Raw genomic sequence first — 18,186 nt, 5'->3', positions numbered from 1 at the left:
GCGTGCGTAGCCTGCCAGGGCCAGCGGGGACGGCGCGCTATCGCTCTATATATGAGTGGCGCGGCTCCCGCTCACACTGGCATTAGCCGTCAATCGTCAATCGTCGATTGCCACGCATCGTTCCGCGACTTCCAGGCGCTGCTGCGCGCGGAATTGCGTGGGAGACATTCCATAGCGTTCCTTGAAAAGGCGGCCGAGACGATTGCCGTCGCCCATTCCACAACGCCGCGCGATCTTGTCGACGGGCAGATCGGTATTGCGCAGCATCGCGCGGACGACTTCGAAGCGTGTGCGCAGCAAGTACTCGAGGGGCGTCATGCCGAACTCGAACTTGAACCGGCGCTGATAGTTGCGCTTGCTCATTGCCGCGCACTCCGCGGCTTTCGCGACGGAAATAGGATTGCTGTAGTTCTCCTTGATCCACCGCGCCGACTCACGGATCTTCTCCGTTGTCGTCGTAATGCTCGCATCGTCCAGTTCGAATTTGTCCGACTCGACGTAGGTGGTTTGCAGCGTGTCGGCGATCTTCCGCGCGACTTCGGTACTCAGGTCGCGTTCGATTTGCGCGAGCGCAAGATCGGTCGGCGTCGCACTGTTGGGGCGGGTCGTGGTCGGCGCATCGTCGAACAGGAAGATCGGCACGGTGGAATGCAACGGGTCCTTGCAAATGACCACCAGGTTCGCGCCTTGCTGAATGTCGAACGACGCAATAGAGCCTTGGCGCGCTATCCATGAGAGCAGGCGGTCATTCGACTCCAGTGCCCGCGCAGCGTCGCGGCACGCGACAAACAATGCATGGAAGTCACCGAGCCGATTGCGCTCGATGCTTTGGGTCCAGATCGAAATGCCGGAGGAACTGGTCACGAGCCCGCCGCTTTCAGAAAGTACTGAAAGACGATAGGGTGAGTCGTCGGTCGCGCCTTCAGACAATTCGTTTGCGAGCCGGAACGCGTCGCCGATTGCTCCAGCAGTCGCCATCGAGCATTCCTGCGACACCAGTAGTCCAATGTGCTTTGCAGGTTTCCGTGTCGCCACTCTTGGGCCGCTGCGGTGCGTATCAAGATACGACGAAAGAAAGTCGGTGGAAGTTGTCACGCTTAGTTCTCCAAACAGGGTGAATCACTGTCTACGTGACGAGATTAACGTACTCAAATCACCCTTGCGAACCTGGCCGGTAATCGATGGTGTTTTGGCGCAATAGTGATGATTGGGGAAATTGTTACCTTGCCTGGCTAAATAAAGCCATACAAAAGGCAGTGAAAAGCAGCAAGATTTGCTTCGCATAATTCAGAAGCCGCTAATAAGGGTCGCAGTGCTCTTTCGCCCGAGAAGCCCGTCCGACAAGGCCGCTCGGGGCGCAACGTGCATTGAATGCCGCGATCAACCCTCTGAAGTGTCACTAAATGTTAGTGACAGAAAATTGGCTAACGCGTATCACTCTGTTACATCCATTGCACATAGCTACAACACTTTCTGGATGGGGTGTTGCGCGGAAATCGCTTCGGCGGAATCGGCCATTAGCACCCGAATTTATGCCGCTATCGATCCACTCATTCGCACGAGCGCTATGCTTCACTGCAACATCTGCAGAAATAGCGGTTGCCGCGGTAGGCGCTATGGAATGCCAGCAATGCGCAATATCTTCACCTTTTGGCGTGGATGGTTCCATTGAGGTGTAGTTATTGCCGTGTCCCGAAGTGCCGTGCACTGACGAAGTACGACGAGGCAACGCTCACGCAAGTCCGGGGCCGGACTGCGTATTGGCGACTCGACGATTCGCTCAGCGCTTCATTGAGCAAGCGAACCATTTGTAGAACCAAATAAAACGCGGTGCGCGGCGTAAAGCCGTTGTCCGGAGATTGGGGGATTCGAAGTCTGGAGACGGGGCGAGCCGTGCTGCTGGCGGTGCAGCCTTTGATCGTTCAAGCAGGTGGACAGCCACTTGGCTTGGCAAGACCATGACGTAGCTTCGACCACGCGTCGCGCTACGCCATACGCATTCCTGCCGGAGACGGCTCTGGACTGTGGACCGTTGGTGCAGCCAAGGCGGTGTCGACTCATTACTGTGCCCATCAAACATGGAAGGATCAAACCGGTGGACTACTATCCTCTGAATTCGCTCCCTGGCACTGCCAGTACAGAGCGTGGACAGCTTAGCGCGAGCGCCATGCTCCGTCTCATGCGCGACCATATCTGGGAGATCGTGCTGACAACGGTCGTCGTTTTCAGCCTGGCCGCCGCCTATTTGCTGATTGCGTCGCCGATCTATTCCGCGGATGTACTCATTCGCGTCGATCCGCCAGAACCGAATGCACTCGGCCTCGCACTCCAGAATCAGGAGAACATGCCTCCGCCAGCTCCGTCTCCTGTGACGGAAATGGGCGTGATCCGCAGCCGCTCGGTGCTCGAACCGGTTATTCAGCGCTTCCGCTTCGACGTCTCCGTGACGCCGCGCAAGCTGCCGCTGCTCGGCGATATCGCGGAGAAGTTCGCGACGCCTGGCGAGCCCTCGCGGCCCTGGCTCGGACTCAAGTCATACGCATGGGGAGGCGAGCAGGTAAAGATCGGCGCGCTCGACGTTCCCAAAGATCTCGAAGAAGAAAAGATGACGCTGGTTGCCCGCGACGACAACACGTACGAGTTGCGCGGTCCGCAGGATCAGGTGTTCTTGCAGGGCACGGTCGGCAAGGCGGTATCGAGCAACGGCATTTCGATGCGCGTCGATGCACTGGTCGCGCGGCCTGGCACTGAGTTCACGGTCGTACGCTGGAACGCGGTGGACGCCATCAAGCGTTTCGACGCGCTCATCAAGGTCGGCGACAAAGTGAAAGACTCGGGTCTTGTGCAGATCGAGTACACGGACAAGAGTGCGGCAAAGGCTGCGGAAGTCGCCAATGCGTTGGGTCAACAGTACCTGGCGACGGCAATTGCGAGCCGCCAGCTCAACGATACGACGACGCTTGCGTTCATCAACGGAGAACTTCCGCGTCTGCTCGGTGACCTGAGAAAGGCGGAAGAAGCACTTAAGTCATTCCGCGCCAATTCGCAATCGATGCAGCCGACGGCCGAGGCGCAAGCCTATCTGCAAGGCGGTCTCGACATCGACCGGCAGATCGCGACACTGCAATTGCAGCGCACGCAGCTTCTCGAGCGCTATACGCCGCAAAGCCGCTGGGTGCAGAGTGTCGACACGCAACTCGCCCAGCTCAATAGCGCGAAGGCGAATTTCAGCGGCCACTTCAACGGTATGCCCGCTTCGGAGCGCCAGAGCGTCGATCTTCTGCGCGCGCAGAAAGTCGCGGAGACGATCTATCTGGGCATGGTGCAAAAGGCCGAGCAATTGCAGGTGCGTCGCGCAAGTACTACCGGCGGCGCGCATATCGTCGACCAGGCGATCACGCCGCATCGTCCGGTGAAACCTCAGCCGATTCTCGTGCTGCCAGGCGGTCTCGCACTCGGCATCGTCTCGGGCATCGTGCTGGTGTTCATGCGCCGCCATGTGCTGACGGGCGTTACCGATCCGCGTTATGTCGAACGCAGAATGAGTGTGCCGGTGTTCGGCGAGATCCTGTTCAGTCAGCAGCAGTCGTTGCTCGACAGAACCAGTCCAGGCGCCAAGTCATTGCCCGGTGCCGCGGCGCGGGCCGGATTGCCGCAGCCGGTGGCGGGCGGTGCGTCCGAAATACAGGTGGCGGCCGGCGGCAACAGGGTACTGGCCGAACGCTTCCCCAACGATAACTCCGTCGAGGCGCTGCGAGCAGTGCGCACTTCGCTGGCGCGCGATCTGGCGCATGCACGCAACAACATCCTGATGGTGATTGGACCGACGCCGTCGGCAGGAAAGAGCTTTGTCGCGGCCAATATCGCGACCCTGCAGGCAGAGATCGGCGCACGCGTTCTTCTTATCGATGCGGATATGCGTCGCGGTCATCTCGCATCGCTCTTCAATCAGAGCAATCGTGGCGGACTTTCCGAAGTGCTTTCCGACCGGATGCCGCTACGCAATGCGCTTCGTCACACGGGTATTGAAGGCTTGTCGTTCCTCTCATGCGGATCGCGTCCGGACAACCCCGCCGCATTGCTCGCAAGGCCGCGTTTCAAGGAAGTACTCGAACGCCTCAGCGCGCAATTCGATCTGGTGATCTTCGATACGCCGCCGTTCCTCGCAGTCACCGACGCGTCGATCATTGCAAGCGAAGCCGGTGCATCGCTGCTGGTTTTGCGCTCGGGCATGCAGAGCGAGGAAGAGATCGAAGACACGATCAAGAAGATGGAGCGCGCCGAGGGACGCATTGCAGGCGCTGTGTTCAACGGCATTCCGCTTCGGCGCAGTACTCGCACCTATGGATATGCAACGAACTACGCCAGCGATTACGGCGATGCCGATCCGACCAGCGCACCTCTCCGGACGTGAGCGAGTTGCCACTGTCGTCGATGAATTCGCAAAACGGAGAAGCAGATGGCGTTTGCAATTAACGGGAAATTTACTTCGCAACCCGTCACGGGTGTTCAGAGAGTCGCGTATGAATTGACGAGAGCGATGCAAATGCGGGTTCCCGCAGGCGAGAAGCTGGAGATCTACGTCCCGCGCAATGCGAGAGAGCCGGGGGCGCTGTTGAAATGGCAACGGCGCTTTTCGTGGCTGCGCGGCACGCTATGGGAGCAGATCACGCTGCCCATCGCCGCGAGAGGCGTCACGCTTCTGAATCTGTGCAACATGAGTCCGCTGTTCAAGCGCCGCCAGGTCGTCATGGTTCACGACATGGCGGTGTACGACGTACCTGGCGGATTCTCGAAGAAGTTCTTGCTGTGGTATCGCCTGTGCTTTTTCATGTTGCCGCGCATGGCGCCAACGATCCTGACCGTGTCGAAGTTCTCCCGATCGCGTATTTGCCATCACCTGAAAATTGATGAGTCGCGAGTCGCAGTCGTGCATCCGGCAGCGGATCACCTCGACCGCGTGACGTCGGAGCCCGCGGTATTGGAGCGCCTGAGTCTCGTCAAGGACGCGTATTGCGTAGTGGTCGGGAGTCTCGATCCGCGCAAGAACCTGCAACGCGTGCTGGAAGCAATTGAGAAGCTCGGCCATCTCGACCATGTGAAGTTCGTCGTGGTCGGCGGAAAGAATGCGCGCATTTTCAACAGCGAACTGGCTGAGGAAAAGCCGCAGTCCGAGAAAGTGGTGTGGGCCGGTTTCGTGACTGACGGCGAACTCAAGGCGCTCTATGAAAACGCGGGCTGTCTGGTGTTTCCGTCGCTGTACGAAGGATTCGGACTGCCGCCGCTCGAGGCGATGTACTGCGGGTGTCCGGTCGTCGCTTCTTCGCGGACGTCGATACCCGAAGTGTGCGGAGATGCGGCGCTGTATTGCGACGCGACGTCCGCAGACGACATTGCCAAAAAGATCTCGCTCATGATGACCGACGACGCACTCCGCCAACGCTACAAGACAATGGGATTCGCGCGTGCGCGCGAATTCCGCTGGGATGTGACGGCGCAGACGGTGCTCGAGATCCTCAAGGGGCAGGCGGGCGTTCGGTTGTCGGGCGTGCCGGCCCGCGCGTCGGCGAGCTAACGCATGTCGGTAGGCAGGCCAATGTATCGCATTCGAAAGAGTGCCGGCAGACGTCGGGCGTTGCGAACCATTGCGGGCCTCCTTGGCGCCGCGATACCGCTCGCGTACGGCAAGACATCGCCGTCAGGAAGCGCCGCGCCGCAAACGGGCAGCAGCGGCGGTCGCAGGATCACGGATCTGATCGGCGCGAACGGCTGGGCGGGCGCAAGCCGTGACGTCGAAATGTGGCGTCAAATGGGTATCACATGGGGGCGCGATTCGGTGGGCCCTGGGCAGCCGGAATCGCCGAGAGCACCCATGCGTGTCGACAAAACCGGCTCGCAATTCGACGCCGATCTTCCGACAGCGCTGCTCTTGAACAATCGCAACGGCATCAAGTCGCTGCTGTTGCTCGGCTATACGGCGCCGTGGAACGCCACTGTTCCCGGCGACAGCAATTCCGCGCCGATGGATGTCGGCGCGTGGACGCGCTATGTCGAGGCTGCCGTGCGCAAGTACTCCGCTCCGCCGTTCAACCTGCGCTACTTCCAGATCTGGAATGAGGCGGCCGGAACGTTGTCTGGCGGCGCGCAGCAGGCGACGTTCTGGCACGGTCCGACCTTCAGCAAGGACGGCAAGCACGAGAAGCCGTACGAGCGTGCCATGCAGGATTACGTGGAGCGAGTGCATCTGCCCGCTGCCCGCATTATCCGCAAGTACAACGCCTATATCGTCTACGGCGGGTGGCCCGATCAGGGCGGTCTGTCCAATTACTGTAAGTGGCTCGAGTACAGAAGTCCTGCATCGAACGAACGCATGCTGGACTGGGTCGACTATCTCGACACTCACTACCTCGGTGTGCGCGATCTCGACGAGCTGTATCAGCGGTATGTGAAGAACGGACCGGCGAGAGGCATCTGGCAAACCGAGATCGGCGATGCGTATATGAAGGACCCGCATTACCTGCCGGAGTACTTCTTCGACTTCGCGGTATGGGCGCTCGATCACAACTGGGACGATCCGAACAAATACGTCTCGATGATCTATCACTGGGACGGCTATGAGCCATTCCGTCTGACTCATCGGGGGCCGCCGGTACGTACTTACAACGTGTCGGGCAGGAGCCTCATCGTGCTTCATCAGACTGTTTCAGGGCCGCTGGCAAGTTTGTCGAACCCTTTGCAATTTGGTCCAGGCGCTTCGGGCAGCGGATTGCGTTCGGGCAATGACATCGTGCTGCAGGTGAGCGCGTCGGCGGGTTGGCGAAGGGTGACAGTAGCGGGACTCAAGCGACCCGCGTCGCGCGAAGTAAAGGTTGAGTTCATAGATGCGTTGACGGGCACAGTAAGTGCACAGGACGCGATGACGACCACCTGGAGTAACGACGGTTTGCAATTGAGCTTCAAGGTACCCGATCGGGTCAACGGTGCAGGAAACGATCCGCCGACCCACCTTGCGTATATCGCGGTCCGTTCCCTTGCGTAGCCATTCCGATTCACCGAAACATCAGACAGCGTCGAATGCCATGAACCAGGTCACAGTTGTCATCTGCAACTACAACTACGAACGCTATTTAGCGGACGCGATCGACTCCGCGCTCAATCAGGACTATCCCGGCACGCGCGTCGTCGTGCTCGACGACGGCTCGACGGATGGCTCGCGCGCGATCATCGAGAAGTACGGCAGCCGCATAACTGCGATCTTCCAGGAGAACGGCGGCCAGGTGTCCGCCTACAACCATGCGATCAGCGCGCTCGAAACGGAATACGCGATCCTGCTCGATTCGGACGACATTCTGTATCCGAGCGCCGTATCGGAAGTCATGGAGCTTTTCTCCAGCGGCGCATGGGCCAAGGTGCAGTTCAGGCTCGACGTGATGGACGCAAACGGCGCAACGACAGGCGCTTATGTGCCGAACACCGAGCCGCCGCCCAATTGCGGAGAGCTGCTGCAAGCGGGCTGGCTGTACCCGTCGCCGCCCGCCTCGGGCAATGCTTATCGGGTGAGTGCGCTCAAGCAGGTATTTCCGGTTCCCGCACCGGGCATCAATCGCTACGGCGCCGACTTCTTCGCGATCTATGGCGCCGCGCTCGTCGGCCCCGTCGCGACGCTGCGCAAATCGCTCGGCGGCTATCGCGTGCATAACGCCGATGGCGGCACGGTGTCGTTCGCCAATTCCGAGCAGATTTCCAAGGCGCCCAAAGCGTTGGGTATGCGCTGGGCAATTCTGCGCAACATCGCGCGGTCGCGTCTCGGTATCGAGTTGTCGCCGACGTTTCATGATTTCGGCCACGAGAAGGCGATCTTCTGCTCAAGCGTTTATCGCGCGACGTTCGCGCACCGCTGGCGCTGGATGATGCGCGATTCGCGGGGCTATTTCCACGCGATCCTGGCCAATCCATTCTGGAGTGTGAAGAAGAAATTCGGAACTGTGGTTCTTTCCGGCTTGTGCCTCGTGCCGTACTCGCCGCTTTCTGACTTTGTGGTTCGCTACATATCGAACCCGCTTGCGCGTCGGCGCATGGCGCAGCGTTAAGCCCGGGAGCAGGCATTTGGAGAACGGAATGGAAAGACGAGACAACGCAAGCGTCATTGCGTTTGTTTACGGCGGATATCTGATGAGGTACGTGTACCTCATCATCGTGGTGCCGTTCTACGGAAGAATTCTCGGCGTCGCCGAGTATGGGCGAGTGCTCGCGTCGATGTCGCTCATGAACGTCATCTGGATGCTCGTGAGTTACGGCTTCACCTTCGTCGGCATGCGCGAAGTCGCTAAAGCGCATTCGGCGAAGGAGTGCAATGCAATCTATTCGCTGCATGTGAGCGCGCGGCTCATGCTGGCCGTGATTGGCGGAAGCATCGGTCTGATCGCGACGATGTGCTCGCCTACCTTGTCCGAGCGGCCGCTGATCGGCGTGCTGGGCACGCTGCTCGGCATCGTGTCGGCAATGAATCTCGGCTGGCTATTCCAGGGCCGTCAGCGTTTTCGCACGCCGATCATGATCGAAGTATTCGGCTTTGCCGTGAGCCTCGTTCTGGTGCTGAGCCTCGTGAGAAAGCCCGAGGATTCCGTGTGGGTGCTGGCGAGTCTCCTGGTTGCCGGCGTGGCGTCGTCGATCATTTCCTATGGCATCACCACGTCGCAATTGGGACTGCCCCGACTGAAAGTGGAAGGCGTGATGCCGCTCATTCGCAGCTCGACGATGCTCTTCTGCTACTCGTCAGGCTCCGTTGTATTGACGGCGTCTTCCACCTATCTATTGACGCTCTTGTCGACGCCGGCTCAGGTCGGCTATTTTGGCGCGGCGGAGCGTTTCGCCACCATTGCACTGAGCCTGATGGGACCGGCGTCGCAGGTATTCGTGCCGACTATTTCGCGGCAGCTCGCACACGGCGACAAAGAGGGTGCGCATGCGACCACGCGCCGTGGCGCGGCGCTTCTGCTCGGTTATGGACTGCTCGTTTTCTGCGGCGCAATGACGTTGTCGCCGTTCCTGTTGCCGTTGATTCTCGGCGCCGAGTTCGAGCCTGCCGCGCGCATTCTTCAATGTTTCGCATGGATGTTCCCATTCGTCGCGTTCAACGAATTCGTCGCGTTTTACGTATTCGTTCCGCGCAAGAAAGACCGGCTGCTCGCGTTTGCCGGGCTCGCCTCCGGCCTCGCCAACCTGGCCGCGGCACTGATTCTTGCGCCGCGCTTTGGAGCAATGGGCATGGCCATGGCTCGTGTATTCGGTGAAGCAACGCTCGCCGTGATCCTGCTGGTCATCATGGTCCGTCTCGAACTGATCGGACTGGTGCCGGGCGCGCGGCGCGCCGCTGGAATGCTGGGGCTGGCGTGGGGTGTAAGAGCCCAGACAAGCGCGGCCAAAGACAAGTGAAACGGATTGCCGCCGGTGAAGCGTCCGGCGCGTCATCTCACAGGAGAGAGAAGTGAAAGTCGCTATTGTTCACGATTGGCTGGTGGTTTCGGGCGGCGCAGAGAAGGTTTTGAAGAACATTATCGAATGCTTTCCGAAAGCGGACGTCTTTTCGATTGTCGACTTTCTCGAAGATCGCGATTGCGTGAAAGGGAAACCCGTCAACACGTCGTTCATTCAGAAGATGCCGTTTGCGCGCAAGCGCTACAGAGCTTATCTCCCGTTGATGCCGATTGCGATCGAGCAACTGGACCTGTCCGCGTACGATCTGGTCATTTCGAGTTCGCACGCGGTGGCCAAGGGTGTACTGACCGGACCCAATCAGATTCACATCAGCTATGTGCATTCGCCGATCCGCTATGCGTGGGATCTGCAGCATCAGTACTTGCGCGAATCGCATCTGAACAAGGGCGTGAAGTCGATCATGGCGCGCGCGCTGCTGCATTACATTCGCGGCTGGGATTCGCGTTCGGCGAATGGCGTCGATCATCTGCTGGCAAATTCGCACTTCATCGCGCGGCGGATCAAGAAGGCTTATCAGCGCGACGCGACGGTTATCTATCCGCCTGTCGATCTCGACAACATGGTGATGTGCACGCAGAAAGAAAACTTCTACGTGACGGCCTCGCGGATGGTGCCTTATAAGCGCATCGACTTGATCGTGCGGGCCTTCTCGCAGACACCTGAGCGCCGGCTGGTCGTGATCGGCGATGGCCCGGAAATGAAGCGGATCAAAGCGACTGCGGGGCCGAATGTGACGATACTCGGTCACCAGCCTCTCGAAGTACTCGTCGATCATTTGCGACGCGCCCGCGCATTCGTTTTCGCGGCGGAAGAGGACTTCGGCATTTCCGTTGTGGAAGCACAGGCTTGCGGCACACCCGTGATTGCTTTCGGCAGGGGCGGTGCGCTCGAGTCGGTTATCGGCTTGCCTCTGGAGCAGCCAACGGGTGTTTTCTTCGGCGAGCAGACGGCGGAGTCATTGCTCGAAGCGGTGACACGCTTCGAGCGCAATGCCTCTTTATTCGATCCGGTGAATTGCCGTCAGAATGCCGAGCGGTTCTCAACCGAGAACTTCAAGACGGCATTGACGGACTTTATCGACGCGCGGCTTTTGCGCAGCTCGATCGAACAGCTTCGCCCCTACCTGGTGCGCGAGCGCACGGCAGAGGAGCGTCACCTTGCGAGTATGCCCTCGTAAGACTGAATGCGGTATTTGACGCGGCCGGCGAGAGCCATGATCGAATGAGCATGGCTATGTATTTGCGGTGACCGCGTTTCAATGAGCCGCTGAAGCGGCGCCTGATGCCCATAGGCGAGCACGCAGACGCACAGAAAGCTCGCCGCCGACCATGCGGGCCGTGGGCGTTCGAACTCCACGGAAAGCGCCTTTCGCAAGAAGAGCAGCGCGACGATTGCGCCCAGAATCCAGCCTGAAATGACTTCGGGTACGGAATGCGAAAGGTCCATCAGGCGCGACACGCCAGTCAACGCACCGATAACCAGACCGGCCGCAATACCCAGAAACGCCGGCAGACGCCACCATCTGAGCTGCAATGCGAGGGCCACCATCCACACGGAGGTGGAGAGCATCGCATGGCCGCTAATCACGCGGAAATCAGACGCCGGAAACGATATGCCCCAGCCCGCATAGAAGATCTTGCTCGCGCCGACAATAGCGACGCCGGCTGCGAGCATCGCGATCCACCGGCAGGCCAGCTTGACGTCGAATAATGCGATCCAGCAGGCGCAAACAGCGGCCACGGGCAACGTGACGGCCGCATCGCCTATGTTAGTGAATACAGTCCACATAGGGTTCTCGTTGTTGTTGGGTTCTCTACAGCGGGATCTTTGTGTTCCCGCTGTACCGGAGTGGGCGCAGGTACTGTCAGACGCGCGAGCGAATCAGCGAGTTCCGCCGATTGAATTCCGCCGAGATTGCATTGGCCGATTGCGAGGCCAGCAGTAGCGAGATCACGAGCGAGAGGATCAGGACATTGGAAGGGGACACGAGGCGATGTTCCGTTGCCGCCATGACCAGCAGGCAAATAGAAGAGATCTCGACGAACCGGAAGGCGGCGAAGTTCTGACCGCCTCCCACGAGCGCGCCCGCAGCCGCTCCATGCTTGCTCCAATCAACGAGTCTCCAGAAGAAGCTCAGCAGCAGGAAAAGACCGACGACACCGGTTTCCGCGAGGAAATTGAGGTACGAGTTGTGGGCGTGCGAATCGCTATGTTCGACGAGGACGTTCGACGGCGCACCGAACAGGTGAAAGTATGAAGTCACATTGCCGATGTGATCGTCGAAAGAACCGAAGCCCATACCCACGATCGGACTCTGCTCGAAATAGGCGAGCGCGCGCGGCCACAGCCACTCATACCGGATATTCAGATTGGCGACCTTCGCATCCTGGTTGTGGATACTGAACGGGTAGCCCATGTAGTCGACGGTGGCGTCCGTGTGATAGAACGCCATTGCAAGCGAACCTGCTATGAGCACGCCCATTAACGCAGCCAGCAGCCAGCGCTTGCGGCCGAAATAGAGGTACGGCAGTACCGCAGCCGCGCCGAGCAGCGAACCGCGGCTATACGTGGAGAACAGCATCAGCGCGTTCATCGCGAGTAGCCCGAGCAGTAGCTTGCTGCGCTTTTGCAGGTAGCAGCCCACGCCGAGGCAGAACAGCATGGCGAAGAATCCGCCCGCCGCATTGCGCGCGATGAAATAGCTGCCGAAGCTCTTGTCCGGATTCGTGAAGATGCCGAGGAGTCCGGTGCTGACGATGTACACCGCGTACGGCGGGATATTGATGCCGACCGCGAAAATAAAAAATGCGCGAAGTACTTTGTTCAGATCGAGACGATGCGCGTACAGGCAACCGGCAAAAATGGGAGCATACGAAATGAAGAAGTTACCGTCGCGCCGATAGAAATCGAATTCGGCGAAAGACTGAGGATCGTAGAGCAGCGTGGAGACGACGATCACGACCGTCAGCGCGGTGAGCGGCGTAATGAACGCCGGATAGCGGCGACCGTAAAAGCGCCACGCGTACACGAAGATCGGCACGAAGCCGACCGCGCTGAGAGGCACGAAATTCGTAACCGTTAGAAACAGCGCAAGTAGCGAAATGTAAGCCATTGCGACTCCCGGAAAACAAATGGCGCATAGCTTGCAATGACAGTGCCATTACGTGCGAAGACAACCTGGTTGGAAGTGCGGTGCACCACGATGGCGGTGCACCTGAACGGAATCGGGGTCCTACGTCTCGATGAACGAACTGCCCATCTGTCATGAAGGTACTCGCGAAGGTACCACGTCTAGGCACTGATTTCCACGCGCTACCGCACACACAGCGGCCATAAGAAAGGCCACAGTGGCCGATGCGCGGGCTAATGCGACGAGGCTGGCCAAAACCTCAACTGAACGCGCCACCATTGCTGTGGTGCAGCGTGAGGTGACTATGATGGATCACATCGAGTCATGCTTGAGTGGCATCGGCTTTCTGGCGCCACGCCGATATGTGTGCCGCTAACGCCCGCCTAGTGCGGGAACTTCGGTGCGCATCCCTAGCTTTGCGCGGACAGAACGGCTCGCCGAGCCCGTTGATGCCCACACCCCGTTATTGATCACACGTGAGACCGGAGCAGTGGCGACGTGCAGCGTATTTCGTCGGCGCTTATGCGATTAATCGCGCTTTGGCTTGCCCGTCCAGGAGCAATAAAAATGGATAAAGTTTTTGCAACCGCACACGAGAACGACAACGAGACGCAAAGCGCCGCGTCGCAGGAATGCACCACGCTCGCACAGGTGATTCTCGCAGGCGGCTCAGGCACGCGTCTATGGCCCGTATCACGCGAGCAGTTCCCGAAGCAGCTTATCGACGTGATCGGCGACCAGACGCTGTTGCAGGCCACGATGGGACGCATGAATAACTTCAGTCCTCTGTGGGCAGTCGCTCCCGAACCGGTGATTGTGTGCGGTGCCGAACATTACTTTGCAACCTGCGAGCAGGCGCGCGAAAGCGGCGTGAAGGCACGGGTCGTCGTCGAACCTGGCCGCCGTGATACGGCTCCTGCACTCACGCTTGCTGCGCTGGCTGCAGCGTCGGACGGCAACGACGTGATTCTCGTCGCGATGCCCGCGGACCACGCTATTGCAGATCTCGATGCGCTTCATAAGGCAATCGAAATAGCTGCGCGTCATGCCGACGCGGGCGCAATCGCGACGCTTGGTGTTCCGCCCACTGGCGCGGATACCGGCTTTGGCTATATCCGCCTAGGTGCTGCGTTGAACGACGGCGCGCGCCGCATTGAACGCTTTGTTGAAAAGCCGGCGCCCGAACTTGCGGCGCAGTATGTCGAGTCCGGCAATTACTGGTGGAATAGCGGCATGTTCGTCGTGCGTGCGTCTGTATGGCTTGCCGTCATCAAGCAATTCCAGCCGCAAATTCACGATGCCTGCGTGCGCGCTTACGAAGGCGCGAAGGTCAACGACGGCTGCATCGTTCCCGATGCCGAGGCCTTCCTGCAATCGCCGTCGGACTCGATCGACTACGCGGTGATGGAACATCTCGGCAAGCCCGAATCGCAGTTCGCGGGGATCGTCGTGCCGCTGCAAGCGGGATGGTCGGACCTCGGTTCATGGGACGCCGTGTGGCAGGCAATGGAAAAGGACGAGTGCGGCAACGCGTCGAATGGACGCGTTCTTTTCGAAGGCGCGACGGCAACGTATGCGCGTTCGCAAGGCGGCCGGCTCGTCGCATGTGTCGGCACCAACGACCTGATCGTCGTCGAAACGGACGACGCGGTTCTGGTGGCCGACCGCTCGCATGTGCAGGACATCAAGGGACTCGTGTCGCGCATCAAGGCCGAAAATTCGCCGGAAGCGGATGCGCACCGCAAAGTGCGTCGTCCGTGGGGCTTTTACGATTCGATCGATCACGGCGACCGCTTTCAGGTTAAACGCATCGTGGTAATGCCGGGCGCGCGCCTGTCGTTGCAGATGCATCATCACCGCGCGGAGCACTGGATTGTGGTGAGCGGCACCGCGCTCGTCACACGCGGAGAAGAAAAATTCCTGCTTGGCGAAAACGAGTCGACGTATATCCCACTCGGTGTAACGCATCGTCTCGAGAACCCGGGTTGCGTTCCGCTTCAGATCATCGAGGTGCAGTCCGGCGCCTATCTGGGCGAAGACGACATCGTCCGGTTCGACGACAAGTATGGCCGTGCGGGTTAATCGGCCGTGGCGAACCAGAGCGTATTCGAGGGGGCTGCTATGCGATTGATTACCGGTCTGCTGGCCAGAATGTTCGATGTGGCGATGATCCTCGGCGGCGCATTCGCTGCCTCTCATATCCGCTTCGACGATTTCGCGCAACGCAACTTTTATCTGGCATTCGTCGCTTTCGCGGCGGCGTTTTCGCTCGCGGTGTTTCCTGCATTAGGCGTCTATCAGTCGTGGCGCGGCCGCTCGAAACGTGTACTCGTTGGCCAGGTCGCACTCGGCTGGCTGCTGGTCCAGGCATGCGCGCTGGCTTTGATGTTCTCGTTGCATCGCATCGATTTCGTGTCGCGCCTATGGTTCGCGTACTGGACGGGAATAGCGGGCGGCGCAATGATCGCCGGCCGGATAATGACGCACGTTCTGCTCGGGCGCGTTCGCCACGCTGGCCTGGATCTGCAAAAGGTGGCTATTGCGGCATGCGGAGAACATTGCGACGAGATCCTGCGCAAAATGGAACGGGAGCCGGCAGCGGGTTTTCGCGCGAGCGCCGTCTACAACCTGCGCCCGGTCAACAAGACGACGAGTTCCGTGCCGACGTTCGGACAGCGCGCGGCTTTTGCGAAGTATGTGCGCGAACAGCAGGTGGATGAAGTGTGGCTCGCGCTGCCTTTATCGGAAGAACGCGCGATTCTCGAGCTGGTCGATGAGTTTCGCAACGATCTGATTAACGTGCGTTTCATGCCGGATGTGCGCGCATTAGCACTCTTCGATGGAAGCGTGACCGAGTTGCTCGGCTTTCCGACGATCAATCTCGCCGCCTCGCCATTGCCGCCGAATGCAATGGTGGAAAAGGAATTGTTCGATCGCGTTTTTGCACTGCTCGCATTGATTGCCGTGTCGCCGATTCTTCTTGCGTGTGCGATAGCGGTCAAGCTGAGTTCGCCGGGGCCGGTGTTCTTCAAACAGTGCCGCAAGGGCGCGGACGGACGCATCTTCATGATCTACAAGTTCCGCAGCATGCGTCTGCATGAACAGAAACAGGGGGTGCTCGAACAGGCCACGCGCGGCGACCCGCGCATTACGCGGGTCGGGCGTTTCCTGCGGCGCACGAGCCTCGATGAATTGCCGCAGTTCTTCAACGTGCTGCGCGGCGATATGTCGGTGGTCGGTCCGAGGCCGCACGCGCTCGAACACGACGACCTGTATCAGGGCATCGTCTCCGGCTATATTCACCGTTACCGGATCAAGCCAGGCATTACCGGCTGGGCGCAGATCAATGGCTTTCGCGGAGAGACCGATCGCATCGAAAAGATGGAAGGCCGGGTCGCACACGATTTGTACTACCTTCGAAACTGGTCGTTCGCACTCGACGTCAAGATCATTTGCGCGACGATCTTCAAGGGACTGCATCATCCTAACGCTTACTGATCCCGGAGTCGGGTCGAGTCGTTGATTGTGCGGTATGGGAGTGGGTCAACAAGAACCTGATCACGAGGGGACAATGAAACTACACGGCGTAGAGAAAGTAGTCAGACGTTCAATCAAGAAGGTGGGGCAATACACGTTCCACCAGGTTCATCGCGCACAGGCGAGACAGGTTCTTCGGCTATTGCAGAAGAAATACGGTCCTCCCGATCCGGCCAACCTGAAGCTCGCCGACACCTATGCGCGGGACGTGTTTGGCGACGCAAAGTATGCGCCGTGGCTGCGTGTCTACGCGGCGTTTAGCGGGACCTTCAAGGAAGGCTGGATTCCCGACAACTACTACGGCGGCGTGGTTGTGCCCAGCATGAAAGGCGGCTATGGACGAATCTCCAATCTGAAGCCGATGTCGCGGGTTATCTTCGGCTGTGACGCGTTCCCGGACCTGGCCTACTTCGCGAACGGTCTCTTCTTCACGGACCGCAATCTGGTGGTGCGCGAGCAGGAGATCGAGCACGTCGTCTTCCGCGAATGCGACAAGATCGTTTTCAAACTCGACGGCTCGGCGCAAGGCAAAGGTATTCATTTCTTCGACCGGGAATCGTTTGACTGCGGCCTGATCAAATCGCTTGGCAATGGCGTCATTCAGAAGTTCATCGTTCAGCATCCGCTTCTCAGCACGTTTGCTCCAAACTCGGTTGCGACCTTGCGCCTGACGACGGCTGTCGACGATCTCGGCCGCACTTCTCTTCGTGCGGCTTTCTTGCGCCTTGGCAGAGCGCGTCATACCCACATCAGGATCGACGACGAAATCTGCGTGCCGGTGGATCTCGTCACAGGAGAACTTGCGCGCGAGGGTTTCCTGACCGATTGGGGCGCGACGGAAGAACACCCCGATTCGAAAGTCAGATTTGCCGGCCTGAAGATGCCCGCATTCAACGATTGTGTCGATACGGTGCTGCAACTCCATAGCAAGGTGCCTTTTGCGCGCTGCATAGGCTGGGATGTCACAGTCGACAGCGACGGCAAAGTCCAGGTGATGGAGTGGAATGGCGAACACAACGACGTCAAATTCAGTGAGGCGACGCAGGGCCCATGCTTTTCCGACCTGAAATGGGAACTGCTGAACGCCAGTCCCTTATGACTGTACCCGGCGAGGAACGTCGCGTGAGCGAACAATTGTGGTGCGTCCATATTGAAGGACCTGACGACTTTATCGCAGCAGCTTCAAAAGAGGCGGCGGAGCAGGAGGCATTGGCTATCAATGCGTATGTCGAGCGCTCGGGAGAAGGGCGGCGCGACTCGCCGGTGCGTGCAGTCGCGATGGAGTGGCCCTTCACGCCGGAAAGTCACGCGCGTGCTGTGGAAAGCGACTGGGAAGATTTGCAGCGCATGCCGCATCGCAAGCAACAACCGGCTTCGTCGCAGAACATTTTGACGAGTATCGCGCGCCGTGTGAAAGAACTGATCGAAACGGCGCGCGGTGCCTGACTCGGTTAGTGCAGATCCATTCGGGGGCTCGACGATACGACGTTGCCCGAACTGTCCACGATCACGACGGGGTCGTTCTGAGGGGCCGGCGGCTGCTCTATCACGAGGGGGCTCGTGACGTTCGTGCGGCCCGTTGAGACCATGCCAATCGAGGCCGCACTACCGAGCAACGAGAAGAACGTGGACAGATAACTTTGCACGCTGTCTTGTAGAGCATCCACAAGATCATTATGCGTGTCCACTGCAATGTCCTCGACGTGCCCCCAATAGGCGCACGTCTTTTTTATTGCTGCCGGAACCTGCTGAAACTGCAGATCGATCATCTGGTTGAGAGAGACGGATGAGAGCGCGGCATCGACCAGTGCCTGTTGCTCGGACAAAGAAGTCTTGACGGTCTGCACATTCAACTCGACAACTTTTTCAAAGCCCGCAACGGCTTTCGCTGCAAGCTCGTAGGCGGCAATTGCATGGCTTTGCTGACCGACATCGGGCTGGTTCGGGATAATTGCATTCATGAGGTGCTCCGTATCAATGCGAGTGGGGGAAATGCCTGACAACAGGCAGTGTTTAAGCAA

The 18,186-nt window shown here is 59.1% G+C and carries 14 protein-coding genes; 10 read left to right on the top strand and 4 right to left on the bottom strand.

The genetic code is table 11. From position 1 onward, the window contains the following. Nucleotides 1–96: 96 nt before the first annotated feature. Entirely contained in the window at nucleotides 97–978 is an 882-nt protein-coding gene (locus AB6809_RS13605) for a GlxA family transcriptional regulator (protein ID WP_006052032.1), read from the bottom strand. Between the two features lie 1,189 nt (nucleotides 979–2,167). Between AB6809_RS13605 and AB6809_RS13600 the strand changes: the two genes are divergently transcribed. Genes AB6809_RS13600 through AB6809_RS13575 form a run of 6 tightly spaced genes read left to right on the top strand, consistent with a single transcriptional unit; the run spans nucleotide 2,168 to nucleotide 10,675 of the window. After that, the gene (locus tag AB6809_RS13600; protein WP_035569443.1) at nucleotides 2,168–4,414 is read left to right on the top strand and encodes a polysaccharide biosynthesis tyrosine autokinase; all 2,247 of its coding nucleotides are present in this window, start codon (nucleotides 2,168–2,170) and stop codon (nucleotides 4,412–4,414) included. A 45-nt stretch (nucleotides 4,415–4,459) separates the two neighbouring features. Beyond that, the gene (locus AB6809_RS13595; protein WP_107707579.1) at nucleotides 4,460–5,575 is read left to right on the top strand and encodes a glycosyltransferase family 1 protein; all 1,116 of its coding nucleotides are present in this window, start codon (nucleotides 4,460–4,462) and stop codon (nucleotides 5,573–5,575) included. Nucleotides 5,576–5,596: 21 nt separating this feature from the next. Continuing rightward, a complete protein-coding gene (locus AB6809_RS13590) occupies nucleotides 5,597–7,039 on the top strand; it encodes a hypothetical protein (protein ID WP_006052035.1) in 1,443 nt (480 codons plus the stop codon). Nucleotides 7,040–7,079: 40 nt separating this feature from the next. Next, nucleotides 7,080–8,090 carry a glycosyltransferase family A protein gene (locus AB6809_RS13585; protein WP_006052036.1) on the top strand — a complete coding sequence of 337 codons (1,011 nt, stop codon included), beginning with the start codon at nucleotides 7,080–7,082 and terminating at the stop codon, nucleotides 8,088–8,090. 28 nt (nucleotides 8,091–8,118) lie between these two features. Then, on the top strand, nucleotides 8,119–9,435 hold the full coding sequence (locus AB6809_RS13580; RefSeq protein WP_006052037.1) for a lipopolysaccharide biosynthesis protein: 1,317 nt from the start codon (nucleotides 8,119–8,121) through the stop codon (nucleotides 9,433–9,435). Nucleotides 9,436–9,487: 52 nt separating this feature from the next. Further along, on the top strand, nucleotides 9,488–10,675 hold the full coding sequence (locus AB6809_RS13575; protein ID WP_006052038.1) for a glycosyltransferase family 4 protein: 1,188 nt from the start codon (nucleotides 9,488–9,490) through the stop codon (nucleotides 10,673–10,675). Here AB6809_RS13575 and AB6809_RS13570 read toward each other — a convergent pair. Together AB6809_RS13570 and AB6809_RS13565 are read right to left on the bottom strand one after the other, a co-directional pair. After that, nucleotides 10,651–11,286, bottom strand: coding sequence for a phosphatase PAP2 family protein (locus AB6809_RS13570; RefSeq protein WP_006052039.1), 636 nt, complete (start codon nucleotides 11,284–11,286; stop codon nucleotides 10,651–10,653). The two genes, AB6809_RS13575 and AB6809_RS13570, sit on opposite strands and share 25 nt — an antisense overlap. Nucleotides 11,287–11,362: 76 nt before the next feature. Then, nucleotides 11,363–12,610 (bottom strand): O-antigen ligase, encoded by a 1,248-nt coding sequence (locus tag AB6809_RS13565; RefSeq protein WP_006052040.1) that lies wholly within the window; start codon nucleotides 12,608–12,610, stop codon nucleotides 11,363–11,365. A 585-nt stretch (nucleotides 12,611–13,195) separates the two neighbouring features. On the opposite strand from AB6809_RS13565, the gene AB6809_RS13560 reads away from it, so the two are divergent. The 4 genes from AB6809_RS13560 (at nucleotide 13,196) to AB6809_RS13545 (ending at nucleotide 17,611) form a co-directional block, all read left to right on the top strand. Beyond that, nucleotides 13,196–14,710, top strand: coding sequence for a mannose-1-phosphate guanylyltransferase/mannose-6-phosphate isomerase (locus AB6809_RS13560; RefSeq protein ID WP_029966141.1), 1,515 nt, complete (start codon nucleotides 13,196–13,198; stop codon nucleotides 14,708–14,710). A gap of 39 nt (nucleotides 14,711–14,749) precedes the next feature. Then, nucleotides 14,750–16,126 carry an undecaprenyl-phosphate glucose phosphotransferase gene (locus tag AB6809_RS13555; RefSeq protein ID WP_371026826.1) on the top strand — a complete coding sequence of 459 codons (1,377 nt, stop codon included), beginning with the start codon at nucleotides 14,750–14,752 and terminating at the stop codon, nucleotides 16,124–16,126. 112 nt (nucleotides 16,127–16,238) lie between these two features. Then, nucleotides 16,239–17,264, top strand: a complete 1,026-nt coding sequence (locus AB6809_RS13550) for a sugar-transfer associated ATP-grasp domain-containing protein (protein WP_035569535.1) — start codon at nucleotides 16,239–16,241, stop codon at nucleotides 17,262–17,264. Beyond that, entirely contained in the window at nucleotides 17,261–17,611 is a 351-nt protein-coding gene (locus tag AB6809_RS13545; protein ID WP_029966137.1) for a hypothetical protein, read from the top strand. Before AB6809_RS13550 ends, AB6809_RS13545 begins: the two co-directional genes overlap by 4 nt. Before the next feature lie 5 nt (nucleotides 17,612–17,616). Here the strand turns inward: AB6809_RS13545 and AB6809_RS13540 are convergent, their stop codons facing one another. Next, nucleotides 17,617–18,126, bottom strand: coding sequence for a phasin family protein (locus AB6809_RS13540; RefSeq protein ID WP_371026825.1), 510 nt, complete (start codon nucleotides 18,124–18,126; stop codon nucleotides 17,617–17,619). Nucleotides 18,127–18,186: the final 60 nt, after the last annotated feature.

It is taken from the genome of Paraburkholderia sp. RCC_158 (assembly GCF_041355255.1).
GTDB lineage: Bacteria > Pseudomonadota > Gammaproteobacteria > Burkholderiales > Burkholderiaceae > Paraburkholderia > Paraburkholderia graminis.
Note: the sequence above shows the minus strand (reverse complement) of the source record. Positions and strands in the feature narration are given on the sequence as shown.